This is a genomic window from Hominimerdicola alba, from assembly GCF_900112155.1.
Classification (GTDB): domain Bacteria; phylum Bacillota; class Clostridia; order Oscillospirales; family Ruminococcaceae; genus Hominimerdicola; species Hominimerdicola alba_D.
Map to the genome: position 1 here is coordinate 116,439 of NZ_FOKQ01000007.1, position 23,284 is coordinate 139,722.

20 protein-coding genes and 1 riboswitch are annotated in these 23,284 nt (G+C 43.6%); of the genes, 17 read left to right on the top strand and 3 right to left on the bottom strand.

What is annotated here, in order from left to right:
• Positions 1-10: 10 nt before the first annotated feature.
• Genes adhE through BM265_RS05930 form a run of 7 tightly spaced genes read left to right on the top strand, consistent with a single transcriptional unit; the run spans position 11 to position 8,311 of the window.
• Complete coding sequence (gene adhE, locus BM265_RS05900; RefSeq protein WP_074960632.1) at positions 11-2,728, top strand: bifunctional acetaldehyde-CoA/alcohol dehydrogenase; 2,718 nt, start codon at positions 11-13, stop codon at positions 2,726-2,728.
• A gap of 15 nt (positions 2,729-2,743) precedes the next feature.
• Positions 2,744-3,493 (top strand): phosphotransferase, encoded by a 750-nt coding sequence (locus BM265_RS05905; protein WP_074960633.1) that lies wholly within the window; start codon positions 2,744-2,746, stop codon positions 3,491-3,493.
• A 17-nt stretch (positions 3,494-3,510) separates the two neighbouring features.
• The gene (locus BM265_RS05910) at positions 3,511-3,753 is read left to right on the top strand and encodes a (2Fe-2S) ferredoxin domain-containing protein (protein ID WP_002848998.1); all 243 of its coding nucleotides are present in this window, start codon (positions 3,511-3,513) and stop codon (positions 3,751-3,753) included.
• A 3-nt stretch (positions 3,754-3,756) separates the two neighbouring features.
• Positions 3,757-4,008 (top strand): (2Fe-2S) ferredoxin domain-containing protein, encoded by a 252-nt coding sequence (locus BM265_RS05915; RefSeq protein WP_074960634.1) that lies wholly within the window; start codon positions 3,757-3,759, stop codon positions 4,006-4,008.
• A gap of 11 nt (positions 4,009-4,019) precedes the next feature.
• On the top strand, positions 4,020-5,696 hold the full coding sequence (locus BM265_RS05920) for a [Fe-Fe] hydrogenase large subunit C-terminal domain-containing protein (RefSeq protein WP_074960635.1): 1,677 nt from the start codon (positions 4,020-4,022) through the stop codon (positions 5,694-5,696).
• Positions 5,689-6,858 carry a SpoIIE family protein phosphatase gene (locus BM265_RS05925; protein ID WP_074960636.1) on the top strand — a complete coding sequence of 390 codons (1,170 nt, stop codon included), beginning with the start codon at positions 5,689-5,691 and terminating at the stop codon, positions 6,856-6,858. The genes BM265_RS05920 and BM265_RS05925 overlap by 8 nt, the downstream gene beginning before the upstream one ends.
• Positions 6,859-6,874: 16 nt before the next feature.
• On the top strand, positions 6,875-8,311 hold the full coding sequence (locus BM265_RS05930; RefSeq protein ID WP_074960637.1) for a 4Fe-4S dicluster domain-containing protein: 1,437 nt from the start codon (positions 6,875-6,877) through the stop codon (positions 8,309-8,311).
• Positions 8,312-8,499: 188 nt separating this feature from the next.
• On the opposite strand, the gene BM265_RS05935 is transcribed toward BM265_RS05930, so the two are convergent.
• Entirely contained in the window at positions 8,500-10,023 is a 1,524-nt protein-coding gene (locus BM265_RS05935) for a leucine-rich repeat domain-containing protein (RefSeq protein ID WP_074960638.1), read from the bottom strand.
• 576 nt (positions 10,024-10,599) lie between these two features.
• On the opposite strand from BM265_RS05935, the gene greA reads away from it, so the two are divergent.
• Genes greA through lysS form a run of 4 tightly spaced genes read left to right on the top strand, consistent with a single transcriptional unit; the run spans position 10,600 to position 13,549 of the window.
• On the top strand, positions 10,600-11,076 hold the full coding sequence (gene greA / locus BM265_RS05940; RefSeq protein WP_074960639.1) for a transcription elongation factor GreA: 477 nt from the start codon (positions 10,600-10,602) through the stop codon (positions 11,074-11,076).
• On the top strand, positions 11,076-11,420 hold the full coding sequence (locus tag BM265_RS05945) for a hypothetical protein (RefSeq protein WP_074960640.1): 345 nt from the start codon (positions 11,076-11,078) through the stop codon (positions 11,418-11,420). The genes greA and BM265_RS05945 overlap by 1 nt, the downstream gene beginning before the upstream one ends.
• 44 nt (positions 11,421-11,464) lie before the next feature.
• Positions 11,465-11,911, top strand: a complete 447-nt coding sequence (locus tag BM265_RS05950; protein ID WP_074960641.1) for a hypothetical protein — start codon at positions 11,465-11,467, stop codon at positions 11,909-11,911.
• 60 nt (positions 11,912-11,971) lie between these two features.
• Positions 11,972-13,549, top strand: a complete 1,578-nt coding sequence (gene lysS / locus BM265_RS05955) for a lysine--tRNA ligase (protein WP_074960642.1) — start codon at positions 11,972-11,974, stop codon at positions 13,547-13,549.
• A gap of 280 nt (positions 13,550-13,829) precedes the next feature.
• Here lysS and BM265_RS05960 read toward each other — a convergent pair whose 3' ends face one another.
• Together BM265_RS05960 and BM265_RS05965 are read right to left on the bottom strand one after the other, a co-directional pair.
• Positions 13,830-16,178 (bottom strand): leucine-rich repeat protein, encoded by a 2,349-nt coding sequence (locus BM265_RS05960; protein WP_074960643.1) that lies wholly within the window; start codon positions 16,176-16,178, stop codon positions 13,830-13,832.
• A 91-nt stretch (positions 16,179-16,269) separates the two neighbouring features.
• Positions 16,270-16,354, bottom strand: a riboswitch (cyclic di-GMP riboswitch).
• 186 nt (positions 16,355-16,540) lie between these two features.
• A complete protein-coding gene (locus BM265_RS05965) occupies positions 16,541-16,933 on the bottom strand; it encodes a hypothetical protein (RefSeq protein WP_207646957.1) in 393 nt (130 codons plus the stop codon).
• A 395-nt stretch (positions 16,934-17,328) separates the two neighbouring features.
• On the opposite strand from BM265_RS05965, the gene BM265_RS05970 reads away from it, so the two are divergent.
• The 6 genes from BM265_RS05970 to BM265_RS05995 all read left to right on the top strand — a co-directional run.
• Positions 17,329-18,903 carry a hypothetical protein gene (locus BM265_RS05970; protein WP_074960645.1) on the top strand — a complete coding sequence of 525 codons (1,575 nt, stop codon included), beginning with the start codon at positions 17,329-17,331 and terminating at the stop codon, positions 18,901-18,903.
• A 27-nt stretch (positions 18,904-18,930) separates the two neighbouring features.
• Positions 18,931-19,659 carry an NAD-dependent protein deacylase gene (locus BM265_RS05975; protein WP_074960646.1) on the top strand — a complete coding sequence of 243 codons (729 nt, stop codon included), beginning with the start codon at positions 18,931-18,933 and terminating at the stop codon, positions 19,657-19,659.
• Between the two features lie 182 nt (positions 19,660-19,841).
• Positions 19,842-21,368 (top strand): BspA family leucine-rich repeat surface protein, encoded by a 1,527-nt coding sequence (locus BM265_RS05980; protein ID WP_074960647.1) that lies wholly within the window; start codon positions 19,842-19,844, stop codon positions 21,366-21,368.
• A gap of 316 nt (positions 21,369-21,684) precedes the next feature.
• Positions 21,685-22,266: an SOS response-associated peptidase gene (locus BM265_RS05985; RefSeq protein WP_242940785.1), complete on the top strand. Its 582-nt coding sequence runs from the start codon at positions 21,685-21,687 to the stop codon at positions 22,264-22,266.
• Positions 22,238-22,507 carry a nucleotidyl cyclase domain-containing protein gene (locus BM265_RS05990; RefSeq protein WP_074960649.1) on the top strand — a complete coding sequence of 90 codons (270 nt, stop codon included), beginning with the start codon at positions 22,238-22,240 and terminating at the stop codon, positions 22,505-22,507. The genes BM265_RS05985 and BM265_RS05990 overlap by 29 nt, the downstream gene beginning before the upstream one ends.
• A gap of 205 nt (positions 22,508-22,712) precedes the next feature.
• On the top strand, positions 22,713-23,284 hold a 572-nt coding region (locus BM265_RS05995; RefSeq protein WP_143098678.1), incomplete at its 3' end, for a leucine-rich repeat domain-containing protein.

Below are 23,284 nucleotides of genomic sequence, written 5' to 3' on the forward strand. Positions count from 1 at the left end.
GGAAAGTTCAATGGCAAAGAAAGAGTACGAGATCGTTGACGGCGTTGAAAAGCTTGAAGCCGCCCTTGAAAGAGTAAGGGCAGCACAGAGAAAGATGGCGTCCTTCACTCAGGAACAGGTAGACAGTATATTCCTTGCTGCTGCCACCGCAGCAAACCGCGCAAGGATAGACCTTGCAGAGCAGGCTGTTGCAGAGACCGGAATGGGTATCGTTGAGGATAAGGTCATCAAGAACCACTATGCCAGCGAATACATATACAACAAGTACCGCGATACAAAGACTTGCGGCGTTGTTGAAGAGGACAGATCGGCAGGCATAAAGAAGATTGCTGAGCCTATCGGTGTGATCGGTGCGGTAATACCCACCACCAATCCTACTTCCACTGCGATATTCAAATCTCTTATCGCCCTGAAGACAAGGAACGGTATCATTATCAGCCCTCACCCCCGTGCAAAGGAGAGCACTATCGCAGCTGCAAAGGTAGTTCTTGAAGCCGCAGTTGAAGCAGGCGCTCCCGAAGATATAATCGCATGGATAGATATACCCAGCCTTGAAATGACAAATATGCTGATGAAAGAGGCTGATATCATACTGGCAACAGGCGGTCCCGGAATGGTACACGCTGCATACTCCAGCGGTAAGCCTGCACTGGGTGTCGGCGCGGGAAATACTCCTGCCATAATCGATGACAGCGCGGATATCCTGCTTGCTGTGAACTCCATAATCCATTCCAAGACTTTTGATAACGGAATGATATGCGCTTCCGAGCAGAGCGTTATCGTTCTTGACAGTATATACGACGCAGTCAAGACAGAGTTCGCTGCAAGGGGTTGCTACTTCCTTAAATCCGATGAGCTGAACAAGGTGAGAAAGACCATTATCATCAACGGCGCTCTCAATGCTAAGATCGTTGGACAGTCAGCCGCTAAGATCGCTGAGCTTGCAGGCGTGACAGTTCCCGAGGGCGCAAAGATACTCATCGGTGAAGTTGAGAGTGTTGATATCTCCGAGGAATTCGCTCACGAGAAGCTTTCTCCCGTACTTGCTATGTACAGGGCTTCCGATATTCAGGACGCATTCGGCAAGGCAGAACATCTCATCGCTGACGGCGGCTACGGTCATACAGCTTCTATCTACCTCGATGCTGTACGCGAGCAGGAAAAGCTCTCCGAGTTCGGCGAGAGAATGAAGACCTGCCGTATACTGGTGAATACTCCCTCTTCTCAGGGCGGTATCGGCGACCTTTACAATTTCAGACTGGCACCATCCCTCACACTGGGCTGCGGTTCATGGGGCGGAAACTCGGTTAGCGAGAACGTTGGAGTAAAGCATCTGCTGAATATAAAGACAGTTGCCGAAAGGAGAGAGAATATGCTTTGGTTCAGAGCTCCTGAAAAGGTGTATTTCAAGAAGGGCTGTCTGCCCGTTGCTCTTGATGAACTGGATAAGGTCATGGGCAAGAAGAAGGCATTCATCGTCACTGACAGCTTCCTGTTCAAGAACGGCTTCACCAAGCCTGTTACAGACAAGCTGGATGAACTGGGCATCACTCACGAGACATTCTCCGACGTTGCTCCAGACCCAACACTTGCCTGTGCTATGGAGGGTGTAAAGGCTATCAGAAGCTTTGAGCCTGATGTTATAATCGCAATCGGCGGCGGTTCTGCAATGGACGCTGCAAAGATCATGTGGGTGATGTATGAACACCCCGAGGCAGACTTCATGGATATGGCGATGCGTTTTGTCGATATCAGAAAGAGAATATACACATTCCCGAAGATGGGCGAAAAGGCATATTTCATATGCGTTCCTACTTCCTCGGGTACAGGTTCGGAGGTAACACCTTTTGCAGTTATCACCGATGACAAGACAGGTCACAAGTATCCTCTTGCCGATTACGAACTTATGCCTAATATGGCTATCGTTGATACTGATATGATGATGAGCGCTCCCAAGGGTCTGACTGCTGCTTCCGGTCTTGACTGCATGGTGCATGACCTTGAAGCTCTGGTATCGGTAATGGCAACACCCTTTACTGACGGTATTGCTCTCGAATCTCTGAAAATGACCTTTGATAATCTGCCCGAATGCGTTGAAAACGGTCAGACAGCTGTAAGGGCAAGAGAGAATATGGCTCATGCCGCAACTATGGCAGGTATGGCATTCGCTAATGCTTTCCTTGGCATAGGTCACTCTTTGGCACATAAGCTGGGTGCATATCACCACCTGCCCCACGGTATCTGCTGTGCACTGGTAATAAGCGAAGTCATCAGATTCAACGCTTCCGATGTTCCTGTTAAGATGGGTACTTTCCCTCAGTACGAATATCCTCAGGCTGCCGCTAAGTATGCAAGGATAGCAAGATATCTTGGCATACAGGGCAGCAGTGACGCTGAACTTGTAAACAGTCTTATCGATAAGATAGAAGAACTCAAGGAAGCTGTTGGCTGTAAAAAGACCATCGCTGAATACGGTATATCCGAGGAAGACTTCCTCGCTACTCTCGACAAGATGTCAAGAGATGCCTTTGACGATCAGTGTACAGGCGCTAACCCCAGATATCCTCTCATCAGCGAGCTGAAGCAGATATACATGAACGTATACTACGGCAGAACTTTCGTTGAGACCGAGAAGCCCGATGCAGGTCAGATAGACAGTGCTGACAGCAGCGAGGATTTCAAGCAGGCTTTCAACCGCGCAGTAAGCAGCGGCAAAAAAAGAGTATAAACGGAGGGATGGAATATGAATCTGGATCGTGTAATTGCTGTCAGAAATACTAAGACGGTGTATCGTGACGGTGACAAATGCATAAAGGTATTTAATGATACATACAAGAAGTCTGAAGTGCTGAACGAAGCACTGAATCAGTCCATGGTTGAGGAAACAGGCATCAATATGCCCCGCCTTAAAGAAGTGCTGATGATCGACGGTAAATGGTCTATCGTATCGGAATATATAAATGGCAAGACTCTTGCACAGATGATGGAGGAGCAGCCCGAAAAGAAGAGAGAGTATATCGAACAGCTGGTTGATATCCAGCTGGATATACACTCTAAAGTCTGTCCCATGCTGAGAAAGCTGAAAGACAAGATGAACAGTAAGATCAGTCAGACAGACCTGAATGCTACCACAAGATATGATCTGCATACACGACTTGAGGGTATGCCAAAGCACTACAAGCTCTGCCACGGCGACTTCAATCCCTCAAATGTTATAATCACTGAGGACGGTACTCCATATATCATAGACTGGGCACACGCTACACAGGGCAATGCTTCCGCAGATGCAGCAAGAACATACCTCTGCTTCTGGCTTGACGGCGATATTGAGGGCGCAGATATGTATCTTGATATATTCTGCGAAAAGAGCAATACCGCAAAGCAGTATGTTCAGAAGTGGATGCCTATCGTTGCGGCTTCGCAGTCGGTAAAGGGCAACGAGAAAGAGCGTGAGTTCCTGCTCTCCTGGGTAGACGTTGTAGACTATATGTAATATGTGAGGTGCTAAATATGAAGGTTACTGTATGTATTGGTTCTTCCTGCCATCTGAAAGGCTCGCGTCAGGTAGTCGAGCAGCTTCAGTATCTTATCGCAAAAGAGGATCTCGGAGACAAGGTAAAGCTCGGCGGAACATTCTGCATGGGCAAATGTCAGCAGGGTGTATGCGTTACTGTTGATGATGAGTTCTACTCGGTATCTCCCGAAACTGTGGGAGAGTTCTTCGAGAAAGAGATAAAGCAGAAGGTAAAATAAAACATGATCATTCAGATATGTGTCGGCTCATCATGCCACCTGAAAGGTTCGGAGGATATGATAGAGCTGCTGAAACAGGCGATATCGACCCATGATCTTGAAAACGAAGTTACACTTGCCGGCAGTTTCTGTGCAGGCAAGTGTAATCGTGTGGGTGTGACTATCACTGTTGATGACGAAGTATATACAGGTGTGACCCCCGAGGGTTTCACCGAGTTTTTTAAGAACGCTGTATTGAGCCGTATAGGAAAGTGAGTTAATCATCTATGAGCAGCTGCTTAACATTAAAAAAATCAAACTGCAAAAACTGCTATAAATGCATCAGATACTGCCCTGTAAAGTCCATAAGATTTTCGGGCAATCAGGCGCACATCATCGAACAGGAGTGCATATTGTGCGGACAGTGCGTGGTAGTCTGTCCACAGGATGCAAAGCAGATAGTTGATGAATCGGAGAAAGTAAGGGTGCTTCTCCAGAGCGGTTCGCCTGTTGTTGTCAGCCTTGCACCGTCTTTTATCGCCAATTATGACGGAGCGGGCATTGAGCAGATGCGTGAAGCTTTGAAAAAGCTTGGCTTTTATGATGTTGAAGAAACAGCTGTGGGTGCGACCCATGTAAAGCGTGAATATGAGCGGATACTAAAAGAAGAAAGCAGGGACGTTGTAATATCATCCTGCTGTCATTCGGTAAACCTGCTGATACAGAAGTACTTCCCCGATCTTCTGCCGATGCTTGCAGATGTTATTTCCCCAATGCAGGCGCACTGCGCAGATATCAAAAGGCGCATCCCCGATGCAAAGACAGTCTTTATAGGTCCGTGTGTTTCCAAAAAGGATGAAGCCCAGCATTACGGCGATACAGTTGATGCTGTGCTCACCTTTGAGGAACTTTCAGTTTGGCTGAAAGAAGAAAACATCGAGATAGAGCGGGAATTTTCTGCTGATGAAAATAGCCGAGCAAGATTTTTCCCTACGGCTGGTGGCATACTTAAAACCATGGACTGCGACCTGCCCGATTACACATATATCGCCATAGACGGTATCGAAAAGTGTATATCCGTTTTGCGTGAGCTTGAAAAGGGAAGCATACATAAATGCTTCATCGAAATGTCAGCCTGTAAGGGAAGCTGTATAGGTGGTCCTGTTATGGAAAATGCCCGCTATACTCCCGTTGAAGATCAGATGCTGATTGCGAGATATGCAGGCTCGAAGGATTATGACGTTGAACAGCCCGACAAGCTGTATATGAAAAAGCAGTTCACACTGATTGACCTTGGTCATGCACAGCCCACCGAACCTGAGATACGTCAGATACTGGCGCAGATGGGCAAGTTTGATACTTCCGATGAACTGAACTGCGGTTCGTGCGGATACAATACCTGCCGCGAGAAAGCCATAGCTATATATCAGGGCAAGGCGGATATATCCATGTGCCTGCCTTTCCTGAAAGACAAGGCTGAAAGCTTCTCCGATACTATTGTTAAAAATACTCCAAATGGCATCATCGTTCTGAATGATTCATTGGAAGTTCAGCAGATAAACTCAGCTGCTATGGAAATGATGAATATTCGCTATGCTTCCGATGTACTTGGTGATCAGGTGGTTCGTATACTCGACCCTAAGATATTTATGGAAGTAAGGCGGACAGGCAAGGGCGTTTACAACGAAAGGATATTCCTTACCGAATACCAGAGGTATGCCGAGCGCACTATCGTCCTTGACCGTGAGAGCAAAATGCTCATCTGTATCATGCGTGATGTTACCGATGAGGAAAATGCCCGCAGCAAAAAGGAAGAGATAAGCCGAAATACCATCGAGGTAGCCGATAAGGTAATTGAGAAGCAGATGAGGATAGTTCAGGAGATAGCGTCGCTTCTCGGCGAAACTACTGCCGAAACGAAGATAGCGCTTTCAAAGCTCAAGGAGTCGATGCAGGATGAATAACTTGTGTGCGGATATCGGATTCAAAAGCATAAACCATGCAGGTGAACAGCTGTGCGGAGACCATATCGATATCGTGGAGAATGACGATTCCACAGTTATAGTCCTTGCGGACGGTCTCGGCAGCGGCGTAAAGGCGAGCATACTCTCGACTCTTACCTCAAAGATTATCTCCACCATGCTTGCAGCAGGTCTTCCGCTTGAAGACTGCGTTTCAACTATCGCGGGAACTCTGCCTATATGTTCGGTAAGAGGAGTTGCGTATTCGACTTTCACCATAATCCACATCATCAATAATGAAACTGCTGTGCTGATACAGTATGATAATCCTCTGAGCATACTTATCCGCAATGAAAAAGTTTGCGACTATCCCAGAACGGAAATGAACATTGGCGGCAAGAAGATATACCGCTCCGAGATAAGATTACAGGAGAATGATCTTATCATATCCATGAGTGATGGATGTCCCCATGCGGGTATAGGCTTGGCTTACAATTTCGGCTGGAAACGGGAGGATATCGCTGCATTTATGGAGATGCTGGCACCTGTGGGGTATACCGCAAAGACCCTCTCTACCATACTTGTAGATGAGTGCGACAATCTCTACGGACACGAGCCCGGTGATGATACCACCGCCTGCGTTGTCCGCATACGCCGTCGCGTGCCGATGAACATACTCTTCGGTCCGCCATCAAACAAAGACGACTGCGACAGAATGATGAGCCTGTTTTTCTCGAAAGAGGGCAAACATATAATCTGCGGCGGTACTACCTCGACAATTGCTTCACAATGGTTGAAAAAGCCGCTGGTGGCAAGTCTAAGCTTTGAGCACAGCGATGTTCCTCCCATAGCGACTATCGAGGGCGTTGACCTTGTGACAGAGGGTGTCATAACCGTCAACCGAGTGCTTGAATATGCAAAAGACCATATCGGCGAAAATCTGTTATATGAAAAATGGAGCCACGGCAGGGACGGTGCATCACTCATCAGCAGAATGCTTTTCGAGGAAGCCACGGATATAAACTTCTATGTTGGCAGGGCAATTAATCCCGCCCATCAGAATCCGGAACTGCCGATAAATTTCAACATCAAGATGAACCTTGTGCAGGAGCTCTCAAAGGCTCTGGGAGAGATGGGCAAGCACATCAAGGTCAGCTATTTTTAAGGGTGTGAACAGATAAATGAAAAACAAAAGAGTATTTGATACCAAGGTACAATACCTGAAATACAAGGTCCTGCGAGAGGTCGCCAGAGAAGCGTGGGATGATACGCTGCTTGAAGATCTTCTGGATATCCCGAAGAAAATAGTATCAGGCAAGACCCCCACCATGCGCTGCTGCGTCTACAAGGAAAGAGCCATAATCGCCGAGCGGGTAAAGATAGCTATGGGCGGTGACAAGGAAAATCCCAATGTCATCGAAGTTATAGATATCGCCTGCGACGAATGTCCTGCGGCAGGGTATGAAGTCACAGATTCATGCCGCGGCTGTCTTGCCCACCGCTGTGAGGACGTATGTCCCAGAGGTGCTATATCCTTCGATCACAACCATGTGGCGCATATCGATAAGAGCAAGTGCATTGAGTGCGGCAGATGCTCAAAGGTCTGCCCATATTCGGCGATAACCAACCGTGTACGTCCTTGTCAGAATGCCTGCAAGATAAAGGCGATAAGCATAAACGAGGACGGCGGTGCAGCCATCGACAACGAGAAGTGCATATCCTGCGGTGCGTGCGTATATCAGTGTCCTTTCGGCGCTATAACCGATAAATCCTTTATCCTCGATGTTATCGACATGATAAAGAAAAACAGCCGCGATAAAAAATCGAAGCTGTATGCGGTGGTGGCTCCATCGATATCCAGCCAGTTCACCTACGCAAAGCTGGGACAAGTGGTGTCCGGACTGAAAACTCTGGGATTCCACGCGGTAGTTGAAGCGGCACTTGGCGCTGATATGGTAGCATATTCCGAGTCGAAAGAGCTTGTGGAGAAAGGCTTCCTGACCAGCTCATGCTGTCCTGCCTTTGTGTCCTATGTCAAATCGGCTTTTCCCGAACTGACCGAGCATATCTCACACAATCCCTCACCAATGGCGGCGATAGCCAAGTACATAAAGGATATCGAACCATCTGCCAAGGTGGTGTTCATAGGTCCATGTACTGCCAAAAAAGCCGAAGCTCAGCTGAAAGAGATCAAAGCCTATGTTGATTCTGTGCTGACCTTTGAAGAGCTCCAGTCGCTGTTTGACAGCCGTGACCTTGATATTACCCGGCTTGAAGAAGAAGCCCTTGACAACGCTTCATATTTCGGCAGGATATTCGCACGAAGCGGCGGACTTTCAGACGCTGTCGCTGAGGCGATAAAGGAACAGGTAATAGAGGATTTTGAACTCAAGCCATGTTCCTGTGACGGTATTGAAGAGTGTCGAACAGCGCTGATGAAGAAAAAGCGCGGAGTACTTACCGAGAATTTTATCGAGGGAATGGCTTGCAGCGGCGGCTGCATAGGCGGCGCGGGCTGTCTTACTCACGGCGAGAAGAACAAAGCCCAGGTTGACGCTTACGGCAGGGAAGCCCTTGAAAAGACCATCACCGATGCGATATCGGTACTTAAAATGTGACCTGTTGTTTTTGCATAACTGATATATACTGAGAAAAGACATCGCGTTCATACCGAACAGTGATGCCTTTTTTCATTGTGGAATACTATGCCTGAATATCAGAATAATATGAAAAACCGGCAGTCCCGAATCGGACCGCCGGTTTCTCATAAACCATAATGGTTATATTATATGGAAGTTGTTAAAGCTTATTTTATGGTAACAGTAACAGCTCTCTTGCTGAGGTTGGAAGTATCCCACTTGCCGTTTACCTTAGCGGCTACAACGACCTTGTAGGACTTGCCGGGAGTCAGCTTGGGAGATACGAATGTGGTATTAGAAGCAGCTATGTTCTGGGTCTGTACCTTCCATCTGCCTGCCAGGTATACAGCGATACCGTAGTTCTGAGCACCGTCAACAGGTGTCCATGTGAGCTGGAACTGATGATACTGAGAGTTGTACAGAACGTTTGTTACAACAGGATATGTGCTTGCAGAAGAATTGTTGTAAGTGATAGCAGCGCCAGTCAGAGCAGTGTTGTCCGAACCTACAGCTATAGCAGCCAGTTGAGCCTTTGTGCCGTTGTATACAACGTTTTTCAGAGAAGTACAAGCGCCAAATGCCTTATCACCAATTGTTGTTACGCTCTTGGGCAGAGTTACCTTAGTGAGGGACTTGCAGGTGTAGAATGCTGCGCCATCGATATCAGTTACGCCCTCGGGAATTGTGAAAGAGGTAATGCCTGTTGTAGCGAAAGCAGCCTGAGGGATAGTGGTGAGCTTCTTGGAATTTAATTCAACGTTTTTCAGTGCGTGGCAGTTTGCAAATGTTCTTTTGCCCAGAGTTGTAAGGCTCTCAGGAAAAACAGCGGTTTCCAGAAGCTTGCAGTTAGCAAACGCATCATTGCCGATAGAGGTCAAATTACTATAATTATGTAGATCAAGCTTGGTCAGGGCGGTGCAAGAACCAAAAGCGGAATTACCGATAGTCTTCAGTTCTGATTTGCTGGGAAGTTCGCTTAGACTTGAACAACCGAAGAATGCGTAATCTCCGATATCAACAAAATTAGCATCATTATCTATACTCTCAATAGTTGAAAGGTTTTCGCATTCGTAAAAAGCCTTTTTGCCGATAGAGGTGGCACCGTGGAAAGATAATTTTTTAATATTTGTACATCCCTGAAAAGCACTTGTACCGATATATTTTACCTCCGATTTAACATAAAAACAAGGAAGGCTGGTGCATCTCTGGAATGTACCCTCTTCTATAGCATCATAGTTAACGGTAAGATCAATATCATCAAGGCTGGTGCAGCTTGCAAAAGCACCGCGTCCGATAGTAGTTTTTGAGGCATTTGAGTAAAAATTCACAGTTTTGAGTGAAGTACAGCTGCAGAATGCAAATTCACCGATCGAAGTCAGAGAATCGTTTGTGCAAGATACCTCTGTTATATTTTTGTTGCCCATAAAAGCCTGGTTACCGATCTTAGTAACGGTCTTGCCATCGATCTTAACGGGGATTTCAACTTTGCTTTCAGTACCGTTGTACTTTGTGATACTGATAGTTCCGTCGGAAAGCTCCTCATAGGTATAATTGCCGCTTACTACTTCAGCGCTTGCGGTTATAGCAGTAGGTACGATAGTAGTGCCGATAACGGAACCGGGTACGAATGTTGCTGCGCTGATTATAGCCAGCGCACTGGCGAGTGTTTTTTTCATAATTCTGTTGGACATGATTGTCTTCTCCTTAAAAAATAAGTTTATGTTTTTTTGTTTTGCAGTGGATAGTGTCGCCGTGAATAAATATAGCCAATGGGGATATCCCCTGTGCTGTTACAGATCGGCGCATTGTCATAGTAAAATCAGAGTCGTAAACGTTTACTCTTTTACTTTATACATTATATCACGGTAATTTAGTCATTTCAATAAAAGAGATATGATAGATTTGCAAATAAACTATACAAAACTACACAGTAAAATATGAATAATACAAGATTATATGAATATTATAAATATTTTACTGTTCATACTATCTAATTATGACCATAGGTCATCACTAAATATACATATGGATGATTCGGATATTTCTGCCTTGCTACGCATTCGAAAACGTTTTCATGGCAGTGTCCCTTCATCTCATGCCCGAAGAATGATCTTCATCCACATAAAAACAGGCAGTATCACCAAATTTTGATCAAATCGGACAGCGGTGTTTTCGGACTGAAATGTCTTGACAAAACAGCGGTAATATAGTATAATATTAATTTGAAGTATACCCAAAATACAAATACTATATAGGAGTGTTTTATAATGGAAATCAACAAGACAGTATCAAAAGCCGGCTACGACAAACTGGTTGAAGAAAAGGAATATCTGGTAACAGTCAAGCGTAAAGAAGTCGCACAGAAACTGAAAGAAGCACGTTCTTTCGGTGACCTTTCCGAGAACGCTGAGTATGATGAAGCAAAGAACGAACAGGCTATCCTGGAATCCCGTATTAACGAACTGGAAATACTCATCTCCAACGCTACCGTCGTTGATGATGATGAGATATCCGTTCATGAGATAGGCGTAGGTTCTTACGTTAAGCTGAGAGATCTTGAACTTGATGAAGTTGAGACTCTCCAGATCGTTGGTTCCACCGAGTCTGATCCCGACAACGGCAAGATATCCGATGAAAGCCCCATAGGCAAGGCTGCACTTCACATGAAGGTCGGCGATATATTCGAGGTTGAGGCACCTGCTGGCATGATCAAGTTCGAGGTACTGGAGATCACAAGAGAATAATGGACGTCAGTCTTCCGTTTTCTTTTGAGGATATCGATCTCGGCAGCGGCAGACTTATGTTTTACATGAACTGCTGTGACGAGGATTCCCCGCTGCTGGCGCATATAGAGTATCCCGATAATTTTGATATCATGGTTGAGCATCATGGTGCGAAGATATTCACGGTAACGCTTTACTGGGGGATAATGGATCACTGTCCTCCCGTGGCGGTCTTTCGTGCGGATGATATCTCTCTTCTTGAGAAAGCACTGTCGGAGTGTGTCAAACGCGCCGAAAGGGAAGTGGAAGAAAAACGTTTCTCATATTACGGTAAACTCTGGGATACCGAATATATTGAATTATAATAAGCCGAAAACGGTTTTGAATACAGTTTACAGAGGTGATAAAGATGCGCAGGACTGCTCTTGCGGCAGTGATAGTATCTATGACGATGCTTTGCGGCTGTATGGAGAAAAATATAAGCGCGGCAGACTATGACAAATTCAGCAAAACTATGCTGGAGGAAGGTTACTGCGCGGAAGACAGTATTTCTACCACCGATACCGAGGACGGGACTTCTTCTGTCGTTCTTACCGATAACGGCTGGCTTGCAGGTTTTTATGACTGTGCCAACGAAGAAATCGCTGAGAACGAGTTTTACAACGAATGTGATGCGGCAGGCATAGACGATGTCAAGACCCTTGGCAAGAACGGGCTTTCAGCTGAGAAAGATACGGATGAAGGCTATGTGCTGTACATCAAGGTCGGTAAGACCTGTCTTATGATGATGGGTCCCGATGATAATTCATCTGAGATGAAGGATTTTGCTAAAAAACTCGGTTATACCGATAAATAGCGGCAGTATCGTCGGACGGTGCTGTTTTACGATAATACCATTACAGAAAGGAAGTAAAATATGAGCGAAGAAATAATAAACAATGCTCCCGAAGAGGAAGAGCTTACTCAGGAGCAGGTCAATGAATATAAGAAGATAAGAATGGAAAAGCTCAAGGCTTTGCAGGACGAGGGTGCAGACCCTTTCCAAATCACAAAGTATGACGTGACCGCAAGCTGCGAGGAGGCTAAGGCTCTCTATGAGAAGGCAGAAGCCGATTGCAAGGCTCAGGCAGGTGAGGACGAAGAAGCTCTGGCTGCAAAGCTGGAGGAGAACCGCGTTCGCGTTTCCATCGCAGGACGTGTTATGTCCAAGAGAATGATGGGTAAGGCAAGCTTCATGGATCTCAGAGACAAGAGCGGCAAGATACAGCTCTATGTCCGTATGAACGAAGTCGGTAAGGAAGCTTTTGACAGATACGTTAAGAAGGGCGATATCGGTGATATCGTCGGCGTTGAAGGCTTTGTTTTCAGAACAAGAATGGGTGAGATATCCGTTCACGCCGAGAACTTCACACTGCTTTCGAAGAACCTGCAGCCCCTGCCCGAGAAGTGGCACGGCCTGAAAGATCAGGATACAAGATACAGACAGCGTTATACCGACCTCATCTGCAATCCTGAAGTCAAGGATACCTTCATCAAGAGATCTAAGATCATCTCCACCATCAGAAGATATCTTGACGAAAGGGGATTCATGGAAGTTGAGACTCCCATGTTGGTAAGCAACGCAGGCGGTGCTGCAGCAAGACCTTTCGAGACTCACTACAATGCTCTTGACGAGGATGTTAAGCTGAGAATATCTCTCGAGCTTTACCTGAAGAGACTGATCGTCGGCGGACTTGAAAGAGTTTACGAGATCGGCAGAGTGTTCCGTAACGAGGGCGTTGACGCAAGACACAACCCCGAGTTCACTCTGATGGAGCTTTATCAGGCATACACCGATTATCACGGCATGATGGATCTGACAGAGGATATGTTCAGACATCTGGCTGAGACTGTATGCGGCGGAACAACCATCCCCTACGGCGAGCACGAGATCGATCTGGGCAAGCCTTTTGAGAGACTCACCATGATCGAGGCAGTCAAGAAGTATGCCGGCGTTGATTTCAATGAGGTAAAGACTACAGAGGAAGCTAAGGCACTTGCTAAGGAGCGCCACATAGAGTTCGAGGACAGACACAAGAGGGGCGATATACTCAACCTCTTCTTCGAGGAGTATGTTGAGGAGCACCTGATCCAGCCTACATTCATCATGGATCACCCCATCGAGATCAGCCCCCTGACCAAGAAGAAGCCCGATGCGCCCGATTATGTTGAGCGTTTTGAGCTGTTCATCAACGGCTGGGAGATGTGCAACGCATACAGCGAGCTGAACGACCCCATCGACCAGCGCGAGCGTTTCAAGGCACAGGAAGAAGCCCTCAGCAGCGGCGACGAAGAAGCAAACCGCACCGACGAAGACTTCCTGCGCGCACTGGAGATAGGTATGCCCCCCACGGGCGGTATCGGTTACGGCATCGACAGACTCGTTATGCTGCTGACAAATTCTCCAGCTATTAGAGATGTACTGCTGTTCCCGACGATGAAGAGTATCGACTAAGAAACGTCGTAAATACGCGGGCTTTATGACCCGACAGGTAAGATTTACGACCAACTTACGACCGGTTTAAAGAGGACACGTTTGATATGAAATTAATAATCCCGAAGCTGACCATGGTGGTCGGCTTCGGGATTTTATGTTGCTTGTTTTCTTTGAGCAGATAGGTTCTGTTGCGGTTGGCACCCTCGCAACAATAACTCTTCACTCCATTGTACTTTTAAATATACCTCATTTTTCTGAAATCAAAGCCTCCGAAGAGGCTTTGCAATTAATATGTTGTTTATTTCAACAGCTTTTTACCCTTAACGTGTGCAGCAATTTTAGTTATATCAGTAATTGTTAGCTTGTTATCTCTGTTGACATCAGCGCGTTTTTGCTGTTCTTTTGTCAGCAATTTCTTACCCTTGACGTGAGCTGCGACTTTTGTTATATCGGTTATTGTGATTTTGCCGTCACCGCTTACATCGCCGAGTACATATTCAGAAGTTTCACTCACTCTCAGTTTTAACTCTGCATCTCCGTCCGTGAAGTTGACTTTAACAATATGTTCACCATCAGACAGTGTTTTTAAGAACTCAGGCTTAAATGTCAGAATAAGACTTCCTGCCTTAGCAGTATAGTTTTCAGAAGAAACAACCTTACCATCTATTTCAACGTTCTTGAAATTCTCAAATGTTTTGGCATCATCGGTTATTCGATTTATTGTTATCGTTGTTGCTTCGTCGCTGTCCTTTGAACATACTGTTTCAGTCTCGGCATAGATATAAAGATCAGGCTGTTTTTCAAGTTTTGGTATCTGCCTTGTTTCTGTCTCGCCACATTCTTTACAGATTCGGGTCTGTACGCCCTCTTCTTCCTCTGTTGCAGGAGTGGTCACATTCCATTCGCCCCATGTATGATGTGTTTTGGGAATTTCTGAGTTTATTTTTCTTTGTGTTTCAAATTTCGAATTATTAAATTTGGCGATGTAACTCGTTTTCCCCATATGACTGCATGTCGCTTCCTCTATTATTCGTATTTCAGCCTCAACAGTTTCGGTTTCAACATGAGTTTCATCGTTCACACATATACAGGATGCAGTGCAGGTATTGTTGTCATCTGACCATGTGTAGGTTGGTTCAGACCATGTATGACCTTTTGGGGGTAATGTGATGCGTCTCTTTGTTGTTTCATTAAATCCTTTCTCATCGGAGAAATACTTATCGCATATATTACAATACCAATACGTGGGGTTACCACCTTCCTCACAAGTCGCAGCATTTGCTGGAACTGCTGTTAATACATGTTTATGACCCGTGAAATGAATTTTTGCATTAAACAGTGAATCATTACCATTCTTTTGAATATTTATTGATTCCCATTCTGCTGGTGTTCCTATATAGTAAACATCAGTTAGTCTTGTGCATTGAAAAAAAGCATCATCACAGATAGTTGTGACACTATTTGGTATCTCTATGCTAGTAAGATTTTCACATTTATCAAAAATACTAATTTCTAAACGTTCAACACCATCAGGTATCGTTATGTTTGTCAGTCTCATGCATTCAGAAAAAGCATAGACACCAATGTATTTGACACCATACGAAATTGTTACACTTGTAAGGTTTGTGCAGTTATAAAAAGCTCTGTCACCGATACTCGTAACACCATCGGGAATCGTTATGCCTGTCAGGCTTGCGCAGTCACAAAAAGCATACTCACCAATACTATTAACACTATCGGGAATCGTTATTCTTGTCAGACTTGTGCAGCCAGAAAAAGCACAACTATAGATGCTTTTAACACTATTTGGTATCATTATACTTGTAAGGCTTGTGCATCCATAAAAAGATAAATAACTAATAATAGTGACACTATCAGGAATTGTTATGCTTGCCAGGTTTGTACAGCCAGCAAAAGCTCCATCACCGATACTTGTAACACTCTCTGGTATCGTTATGCTTTTCAAGCTTTCACAGTTATAAAAAGCATAATAACTAATATTAGTGACGCTATCCGGTATCGTTATGCTTGTCAGGTTACTGCAACTTGAGAAAGTATATTGATCGATACTCGTAACACCATCGGGGATCGTTATGCCTGTCAGGCTTGCGCAGTTACAAAAAGCATACTCACCAATACTTTTAACACTATCCGGAATCGTTATGTTTGTCAGGCTTCTGCAGTTATAAAAAGTATTTTTACCAATACTTGTGATACTATCCGAAATCTTTATACTTTTTAGACTTGTGCAACCTGAGAAAGCGTAAATATCGATACTTGTAACACTGTCGGGGATCTCTAAGCTTGTCAGGCTTTTGCATCCGGCAAAAGCCGCCATACCAATACTTGTAACAGTATCAGGTATCGTTATGCTTATCAAGTTTTCGCAGTTATAATTAAATGCGTCTCTTTCAATTCTTGTGACAGGCTTTCCTTCGATTTGGCTTGGTATATCAACTGATTTATTTGTGCCAAAGTACGATAATATCGTTACAGATTCCTCGAAAACATTGTAACCAAAATCCTCAGCATTTTCCGCACTTGCAGTTATCCCATCCTGTATCCTAAAAGTATTCTGCGGCAGATACCCTGCTGTACTTAAAAACAATGCAATGGCACAGAGAAACGATGTTAATTTCTTTCTCATAGTTCGTCCCCTCCTTAATAAAATTAAGAAAACAAAAAAGCAATGCAGTTGACGCATTGCTTAAAAATCTGCCTTATATCATGCACAACTGCACGGCAACCGGCTGTCATACCCTCATAGGCTTAGACCCTTTGGCTTTGCGTCGCTGCCTTTCGGCAGGTTTGCTAAACTATATTATTACTTTCATAATATCAAATATATCTTTTGATGTCAACACATCAGACAATAATAATCATCGTTTATCGTATTTTCTGCGTATTGACTGATAGATCATCGTTGATGTTGTATGATATTACCAATTTAAAATCAGATCTGCATAAGAACTATCTAAGCAAACTGATCATACGCTCGAACGTTAGAGACTATCGGGGTAGAGAGGTAAGTTCTTCCGTTATGGTTTCTTTGGCTATCTCAAACAATTCTTCAAGGGTGTAATCTTCTATCTTTGAAAAGTCAACTTCTTCTGTTTCAAGACCATAGTCCGTCATGACTTTCGGAATAGATGCCTGCGGGAATGTCCCTACCCTGATATCACTGTTCTTTTTCCTTACTGCCACATACTCAATGTTTCTGCTGTGTCCAACAAAAAAATAATCATATTTCAAAGAATCCAGGCTCTTCTCAGCGATTATATTTCGTATCTCATCAACGTCGATATATGATGGAACATTGTAGTTCAGGCTGTCATCAGATCCTATGATATACACATCGTGCCCATGTTCAATAATGATGTCAGTATCAACTTGATCCAGCAAGGACTCATCAGCAAATAACACAAATTTCGCTGCTTCATCGGATCCTGGATCATTTGTTTCTGTCATCACTATGTCCACAGAAGGTCTTACTTTCCAACCTTCACCCTCAACATATAAAACATCGCAATCATCTACATATTGCTTGCCTGCATAGGTATAGTAAATGTAAAGTATTTGTGCGTTAATATATACTTGGACAGTCCATGCAGATAGGGGAATTTGTTGTTCTGGATTCTATATTTCTTGCCTATAAACCTTTGATAGAAATGCTATGCGATTTTTTGTATATTGTTTTTGGGACTTACTTGTCCCGATTTTGATTGACAAGTAGTTACGATTATGGTAAGATTTAGTCAGTAAAGCAAATACATCTGAAAATAATAGTGGAGGTCACCGTGAACAGTTACAACAATCCAGGTGCGACATACAGCAAGGAAGAGATAATACCCGAATCTTCTGAAGTAAAAGACTATTCTTCATTTTCTGAATTATACAAAGATAAAGTATCGCAGCTTAGCAAAAAAGAGGGCAGAACGATCAAGACGAAAGAAGTAGCAAGTATTCTCGGCATCGATTATGAACAGCTGCGCAAATATATAAACGCTCATGAAAGAAAGACAAAGAAGCGCGACTGCATCATAGCGCTCTGTGCTTTGACGGGATGCGATGCGACAGAAACAAATGAAGCATTGAGATTATACGGTTTTTCTGAGCTGGATCAGTATCATCGTCGTGATGAGATAATATGGGACAAACTTGCGGAAAGTCCTGATAATCCTGTTTCCGTTGACGAGATAAATAATGCTCTTTCTGCAGAAAGCTATATGCCGCTGGATATTCACGATCACAGAAAGAATAATAAAATTGATTATCAGGATATTCACTTCAAGCTTGTCAGACGGCATTTTCAGTGCAACTTCGAAGGCATCGTGCGAACCAGTGAACCCGATATTTTTCTGGATCTGCTATATGATGTAGAATGCTACTACAATATGCGAATATGTTTTGAATATCTCGGGCAGGGAAGGCGGTTTGAAATCTGCATTCAGTATGAAGAACCGCAAATTCAAGCGTCGGAAAATATCTGGCAGACAGGGATACGAAGAAGGATATGTCCAAAACGAAAGAAGTATATCGTATATGCGTATCCGACGGAGGAAAAGGAGTCCGAACTACATGAATACAACCATATCGATGAAACAGAAATATTCAGAGAATGCTTCATTAAAATAGAAAAAACAGAGTGTGCAGAAAAGCAGAGGCTTTGTGATACAGTCAACGATACCAGAAATTACGGCAGCAGAATTTCTGCTAAGGTTATTGGCGGCGAGCTGCATATTTTCTGTGAAACATATAACACTGACATTCCTGAACTGTCGGAGTACTATCTTATGGATCACTGCGGCGGAGAATATACATTATATGTTCTTGATCGAAGCTGCTTCATGCAGATGTATCTAAACGATGAAAAATATGAGCAGATATACGGCAAACAACCCTCATTCAGGCTTCTTCACCTGCCAAAAACAATGGAAGAACAATTCGGATTCCATACAAGAAAGCTGAATGATCCTGTGCTTGATCAGTATTCTTCAGAGGAAGATATCGAGTACTCCGTTTATGAGGCTCGGGATATCGGTACTTTTGAAACTTACAGCGATAACACGATCACCGGATTGAGGCTCAAAGCATATCGGCAGATGAGATCGGAAATCGACATTCTGATAGATAAACTGCGAACGGGAAAAGCACATATTTGCAATCGGGAATTGCTTGGCAAGGATGCGGATAGTATGATAGCATCTTATTTCGGTGTGCCCCATCTTGAAAAAAATGAAACGGTATATTCGGCTGAGCAATTTCGGGACGCATTTGAAATCGGTCTGCGCACAGTTGATGAGATCGGAGCATTTTTGCAAGCGAATAAAAGTCTGAAGATCAATGTAATTTTATCTTCACCGGAAGCGTAAGTTATATAAACAAAAAGGAGTATTGCTATGGAATCCAAAGAAGAAAAAATCGAAGCTTTGCGCAAAGCGATTGACAATGCAGAAAATATCGTGTTTTTCGGCGGTGCAGGTGTATCTACGGAGAGTGGATTGCCTGATTTTCGTGGCGAACAGGGATTATACCGAAAAAAGTACGGTCTGCCGCCTGAATCCTATTTCAGTATACGGCTGCTGAAATACGATCCGGAAGAGTTTTTCAAATTTCAGCGCAAGCGGATCTTAGGCTATGACGTAAAGCCGAATGCTGCGCACCTGAAACTGACTGAATGGGAAAAGCAAGGAAAGCTGCGCGCCATAATTACGCAGAATATCGATGGACTGCATCAGGCTGCGGGCAGTAAAAATGTTATAGAACTGCACGGCAATACCAAGCACTGCCATTGCATGAGATGTAATAAGTCCTATAAAATATCTGCGATCATGGAGACAGAAGGCGTACCACGTTGCAAAATATGTCACGGTATCATCAAGCCTGATACGGTTTTGTACGGTGAAAAGCTAGATGTTCGCTTGCTCAAAAAAGCGACTGATCATATCAGAAAAGCAGATATGCTGATCGTTGGCGGAACATCCCTGACGGTGAATCCGGCGGTTAGTCTGGTGCATGAATTTAGAAATAAGCCATTCGTGCTCATCAATATTGGACTTACACCGATGGATGATCGTGCGGACATACGGATCTACGACAAGATCGGGCAGGTTTTTTCTGAGTTGTAGTGAGTGCATATGAGATAAGCAAAATGGATAGCCATCATTAGTCAGCTATCCATTTTTTGCTGTTCAATCAAGAAAAAATAACAATAATATTATTGACGGTTATTTAAAAAAATGTTAAAATAATTAAATGAAGCTAAAAATATTAATGTATTTAAGCGAAATTTACTTAGGAGGGCATAATTATGCAGATAAAAAAAGTTTTAGCAGTAGTAATGTCATTATGTATGGCGGCAGGTGTTGTCAGCTATGGTGCGCCGGTCATAACACATTCTATCACCGCACAGGCAGCTGAAGTTGAGACAGATTGTTATTCTTTCGATGAAGCAACAGGTGTGCTTACACTTAGAGGTGAAGTAAACAATAATGTTTTAACAACTTTTAATTATAAATACAGCGATAAGATAAAATCCGTTATAACTCAATATGGTACGATTTTACCTTCAAACAGCAGAGGTCTCTTTGCAGGCCTAAAAAATTGCACATCTATTGACCTTTCAAAGGCGGATTCAACCTGCGTCTCAGATATGAGTAGTATGTTTTCTAGGTGTTCCAGTTTAACTAATCTTAATCTAAACGGATTTGATACAAGCGGTGCTACAAATATGTATCAAATGTTTAATGGTTGTTCAAAAATAACCACACTTGATCTGAGTGGATTTGATACAAGAAAGGTTACAAATATGGCTGGCATGTTCTGTTCATGTTCTAATCTGGTCAATCTTGATTTTAGAGGATATGTTCAACCTGATAATAGCAATCTTACGGGAAATCTTAGCCTGAATAATTCCGATTGCGGTTTGTTTAATACAAGTAACGTTAGAGATATGAATAATATGTTTTCCTACTGTTCAAGCCTGACTTCAATAGATCTAAGCGGATTTGATACAAGAAATGTAACAAATATGAGTTATATGTTCTTAGACTGTAAAAGTCTGACATCTCTGGACGTTAGCGGATTTGATGTAAGTAAGGTTACATACATCAATGGTTTATTTCATACTTGTAGCGGATTGACATCACTAGATGTCAGCGGATTCAACACAAGTGCGGCAAATACTATATCTTATATGTTCTGTGGGTGTTCTGGTTTGACTGAACTAGATGTAAGTGGATTTGACACAAGCAACGTCGAAGCAATGTACAATGTGTTCCAGGGATGTTCCAATTTAATTGAGCTTGATCTAAGTGGATTTGATACTAGCAATGTCAAATATATGGACAAAATGTTCGGTGATTGCGGAAAGCTGAAAACCCTAAAAATTAACAAGAATTTCAAAAACATTACAAAGGAAGCCACTCTTCCCAACGGCGAAGGCTGGGTAAATGTTAAAGATCCCAAAACTGTTGTAAGCGGAAGCGGAGATTTTGCTATTATCGAAAACAACGGCAAGAACACCTACAAGCGCTTACCTATCGAAGAAGAAACAAAGCCCACCTATCCCACAAACATAAAAGTAGAATACAGCGAGAAATATCATCAGGTAAGATTCACGTGGGATAAGGTCGATGGTGCTGACAGATATGGTATAGCTGTATATCTGGCAGGGAAGTGGAGAGTTCAGGCGCAGAATATCACCGAAACGGTTTACACTTCTCCTAAAAATCTTACACCCGGTAAGACCTACAAGGTAGCAATCGCTGCAAGAGTAAACGGCACTTGGGATACAACTAACGCTATCAAAAATGCTGTGGATGTCACTATAAAGTAATTGACAGAAATTGGTTCAATTAATAAATGCAAAACGGATAACCGTCTTTATATCAGATGGCTATCCGTTTTTAGTGAATTTTCACATTGCATGAGGCGATATAGTGACATTATCTACAATTGTCAAGAAAAAGAAAGTGATATTTCGATATTGATTTTTTGAAAATAATGTGCTATTATTTAATGAGAATATATGTTCTGTTGTCGATCTGGAGGTGAATCTCATGTGTACATGGTACTATGCTGAAGCAAAATCGCTGTCTTTCTTCATTGATAAGGCTAGTCAACTGCCACTCTCAGACATCATTATGAAAACTATGTCAAAATCAAAAGCAATGTCAGGTAATATCCGTCCTACAGATATGGCAGCTGTACTTGCACCGAATAAGCAAGGAAATGTGGCTGTATTTCCGATGATCTGGGGCTTTACACATGAAGCAACTTCAAAGCCCATTATCAATTGCCGTGTCGAGACTGCTGATCAGAAGTCCTTATGGAAGGATTCTTGGTTCAGACGAAGGTGCGTGATACCTGCATCATGGTACTATGAATGGGGTATACCACCCTCAGAAGTTGGTTTCCATAATGAAAAAGAACATCACAAACTCCAAAAAGAAAAGTATGCGATACAGCCGGAAGGGGCTGAGATTGCATACCTTGCAGGGCTATACCGTTTTGAAGAGCATAGAGGCGTTCAGGTACCAATGTTCACTGTGCTTACAAGAGAAGCAGTTGCTCCCGTAAGTAGTATTCATAATCGAATGCCGTTGATACTCGGTAAAGATAGTTTGAGAGACTGGATACGTCCAAACGGCGACCCGAATAGTATTGTGAAACAGGCTCTTACAAAGATGATTATGGAAAAGGCTATTGACTATCCTGAACCAGGATACTTTTAAGATATACCTCGCGGGCGGTGACGAATTCATGGTGCTTGCCCTGAACAGGGACAAAGACGAGCTTGAACGGGAGATAATGCGTTTCAAGTCCGAAACCGCCGAACCTGACGGCGTATGCTTTGCCGTGGGCTGGAGCCACAAAACGCTCCGCGAGATAGACAAAGCAATGAGAGAAGCCGATGAAAATATGTATGCCGACAAAGAAGCGTACTATAACAGACACCCCGAGAGAAGAAGATAATGCATTAGATCCAACAAATCGGCTAAGAGCGATCTTAGCCGATTTTTCATGCAGTATCGAGCCTGTTTCGCCAGCTATTTGTTAAATGTATGAAATTTATAAAAACTATTGACATTATTAAGTTGATATGTTACAATTATCTAAAACTATAAGGTAAAAAAGCGCTGTACAGGCGCTGAAAATAACATAAACGGAGGTTGATGATATGAAAAACAAACGGTTGATATCGGGAGTAATGGCAGCAAGCATGGTATTTTCTTCGGCAGTTCCGACGTTTTGCGGTAATATCATCTTGCCTTTTTCTGCCGTTACGGCAAGCGCACTGACTACCGAGGACGGCAATTTTAAATATGAAATTGACGGCGACAGCATAAAGATCACAACTTATCTGGGATCGGCTTCAAAAGTTACGATACCGTCTGTGATAGACGGCAAGGAAGTTACAACTATCGGCAGCTATATGTTCATGCTCAATTCAAGCCTGAGAGAAGTTGTCATTCCCGATACAGTCGAGGAGATACAAAGCAGCGCTTTCCAAAGCAGCGGGCTGAAAAGCATCGTTATACCGTCAAGCGTTGAAACTATCGGCAGCGGAGCATTTGAGTACTGTTCAAAACTCGAATCGATAACTATAAACAGCGGCGTTAATACGATAGAAAACAATGCTTTCCAAGACTGTGTCATGCTTGAAGAGATAACCCTGCCCGATTCTGTCAAGACGCTTGGCAATGCAGCATTTAACGGCTGTAAGGCTCTCACTTCTGTAAAGCTCAGTAA

Excerpts from the sequence above, each read along its gene's own strand:
- adhE (WP_074960632.1), top strand. The coding sequence starts at position 11 with ATGGCAAAGAAAGAGTACGAGATCGTTGACGGCGTTGAAAAGCTTGAA.
- BM265_RS05905 (WP_074960633.1), top strand. The coding sequence starts at position 2,744 with ATGAATCTGGATCGTGTAATTGCTGTCAGAAATACTAAGACGGTGTAT.
- BM265_RS05910 (WP_002848998.1), top strand. The coding sequence starts at position 3,511 with ATGAAGGTTACTGTATGTATTGGTTCTTCCTGCCATCTGAAAGGCTCG.
- BM265_RS05915 (WP_074960634.1), top strand. The coding sequence starts at position 3,757 with ATGATCATTCAGATATGTGTCGGCTCATCATGCCACCTGAAAGGTTCG.
- BM265_RS05920 (WP_074960635.1), top strand. The coding sequence starts at position 4,020 with ATGAGCAGCTGCTTAACATTAAAAAAATCAAACTGCAAAAACTGCTAT.
- BM265_RS05925 (WP_074960636.1), top strand. The coding sequence starts at position 5,689 with ATGAATAACTTGTGTGCGGATATCGGATTCAAAAGCATAAACCATGCA.
- BM265_RS05930 (WP_074960637.1), top strand. The coding sequence starts at position 6,875 with ATGAAAAACAAAAGAGTATTTGATACCAAGGTACAATACCTGAAATAC.
- BM265_RS05935 (WP_074960638.1), bottom strand. The coding sequence starts at position 10,023 with ATGTCCAACAGAATTATGAAAAAAACACTCGCCAGTGCGCTGGCTATA.
- greA (WP_074960639.1), top strand. The coding sequence starts at position 10,600 with ATGGAAATCAACAAGACAGTATCAAAAGCCGGCTACGACAAACTGGTT.
- BM265_RS05945 (WP_074960640.1), top strand. The coding sequence starts at position 11,076 with ATGGACGTCAGTCTTCCGTTTTCTTTTGAGGATATCGATCTCGGCAGC.
- BM265_RS05950 (WP_074960641.1), top strand. The coding sequence starts at position 11,465 with ATGCGCAGGACTGCTCTTGCGGCAGTGATAGTATCTATGACGATGCTT.
- lysS (WP_074960642.1), top strand. The coding sequence starts at position 11,972 with ATGAGCGAAGAAATAATAAACAATGCTCCCGAAGAGGAAGAGCTTACT.
- BM265_RS05960 (WP_074960643.1), bottom strand. The coding sequence starts at position 16,178 with ATGAGAAAGAAATTAACATCGTTTCTCTGTGCCATTGCATTGTTTTTA.
- BM265_RS05975 (WP_074960646.1), top strand. The coding sequence starts at position 18,931 with ATGGAATCCAAAGAAGAAAAAATCGAAGCTTTGCGCAAAGCGATTGAC.
- BM265_RS05980 (WP_074960647.1), top strand. The coding sequence starts at position 19,842 with ATGCAGATAAAAAAAGTTTTAGCAGTAGTAATGTCATTATGTATGGCG.
- BM265_RS05985 (WP_242940785.1), top strand. The coding sequence starts at position 21,685 with ATGTCAAAATCAAAAGCAATGTCAGGTAATATCCGTCCTACAGATATG.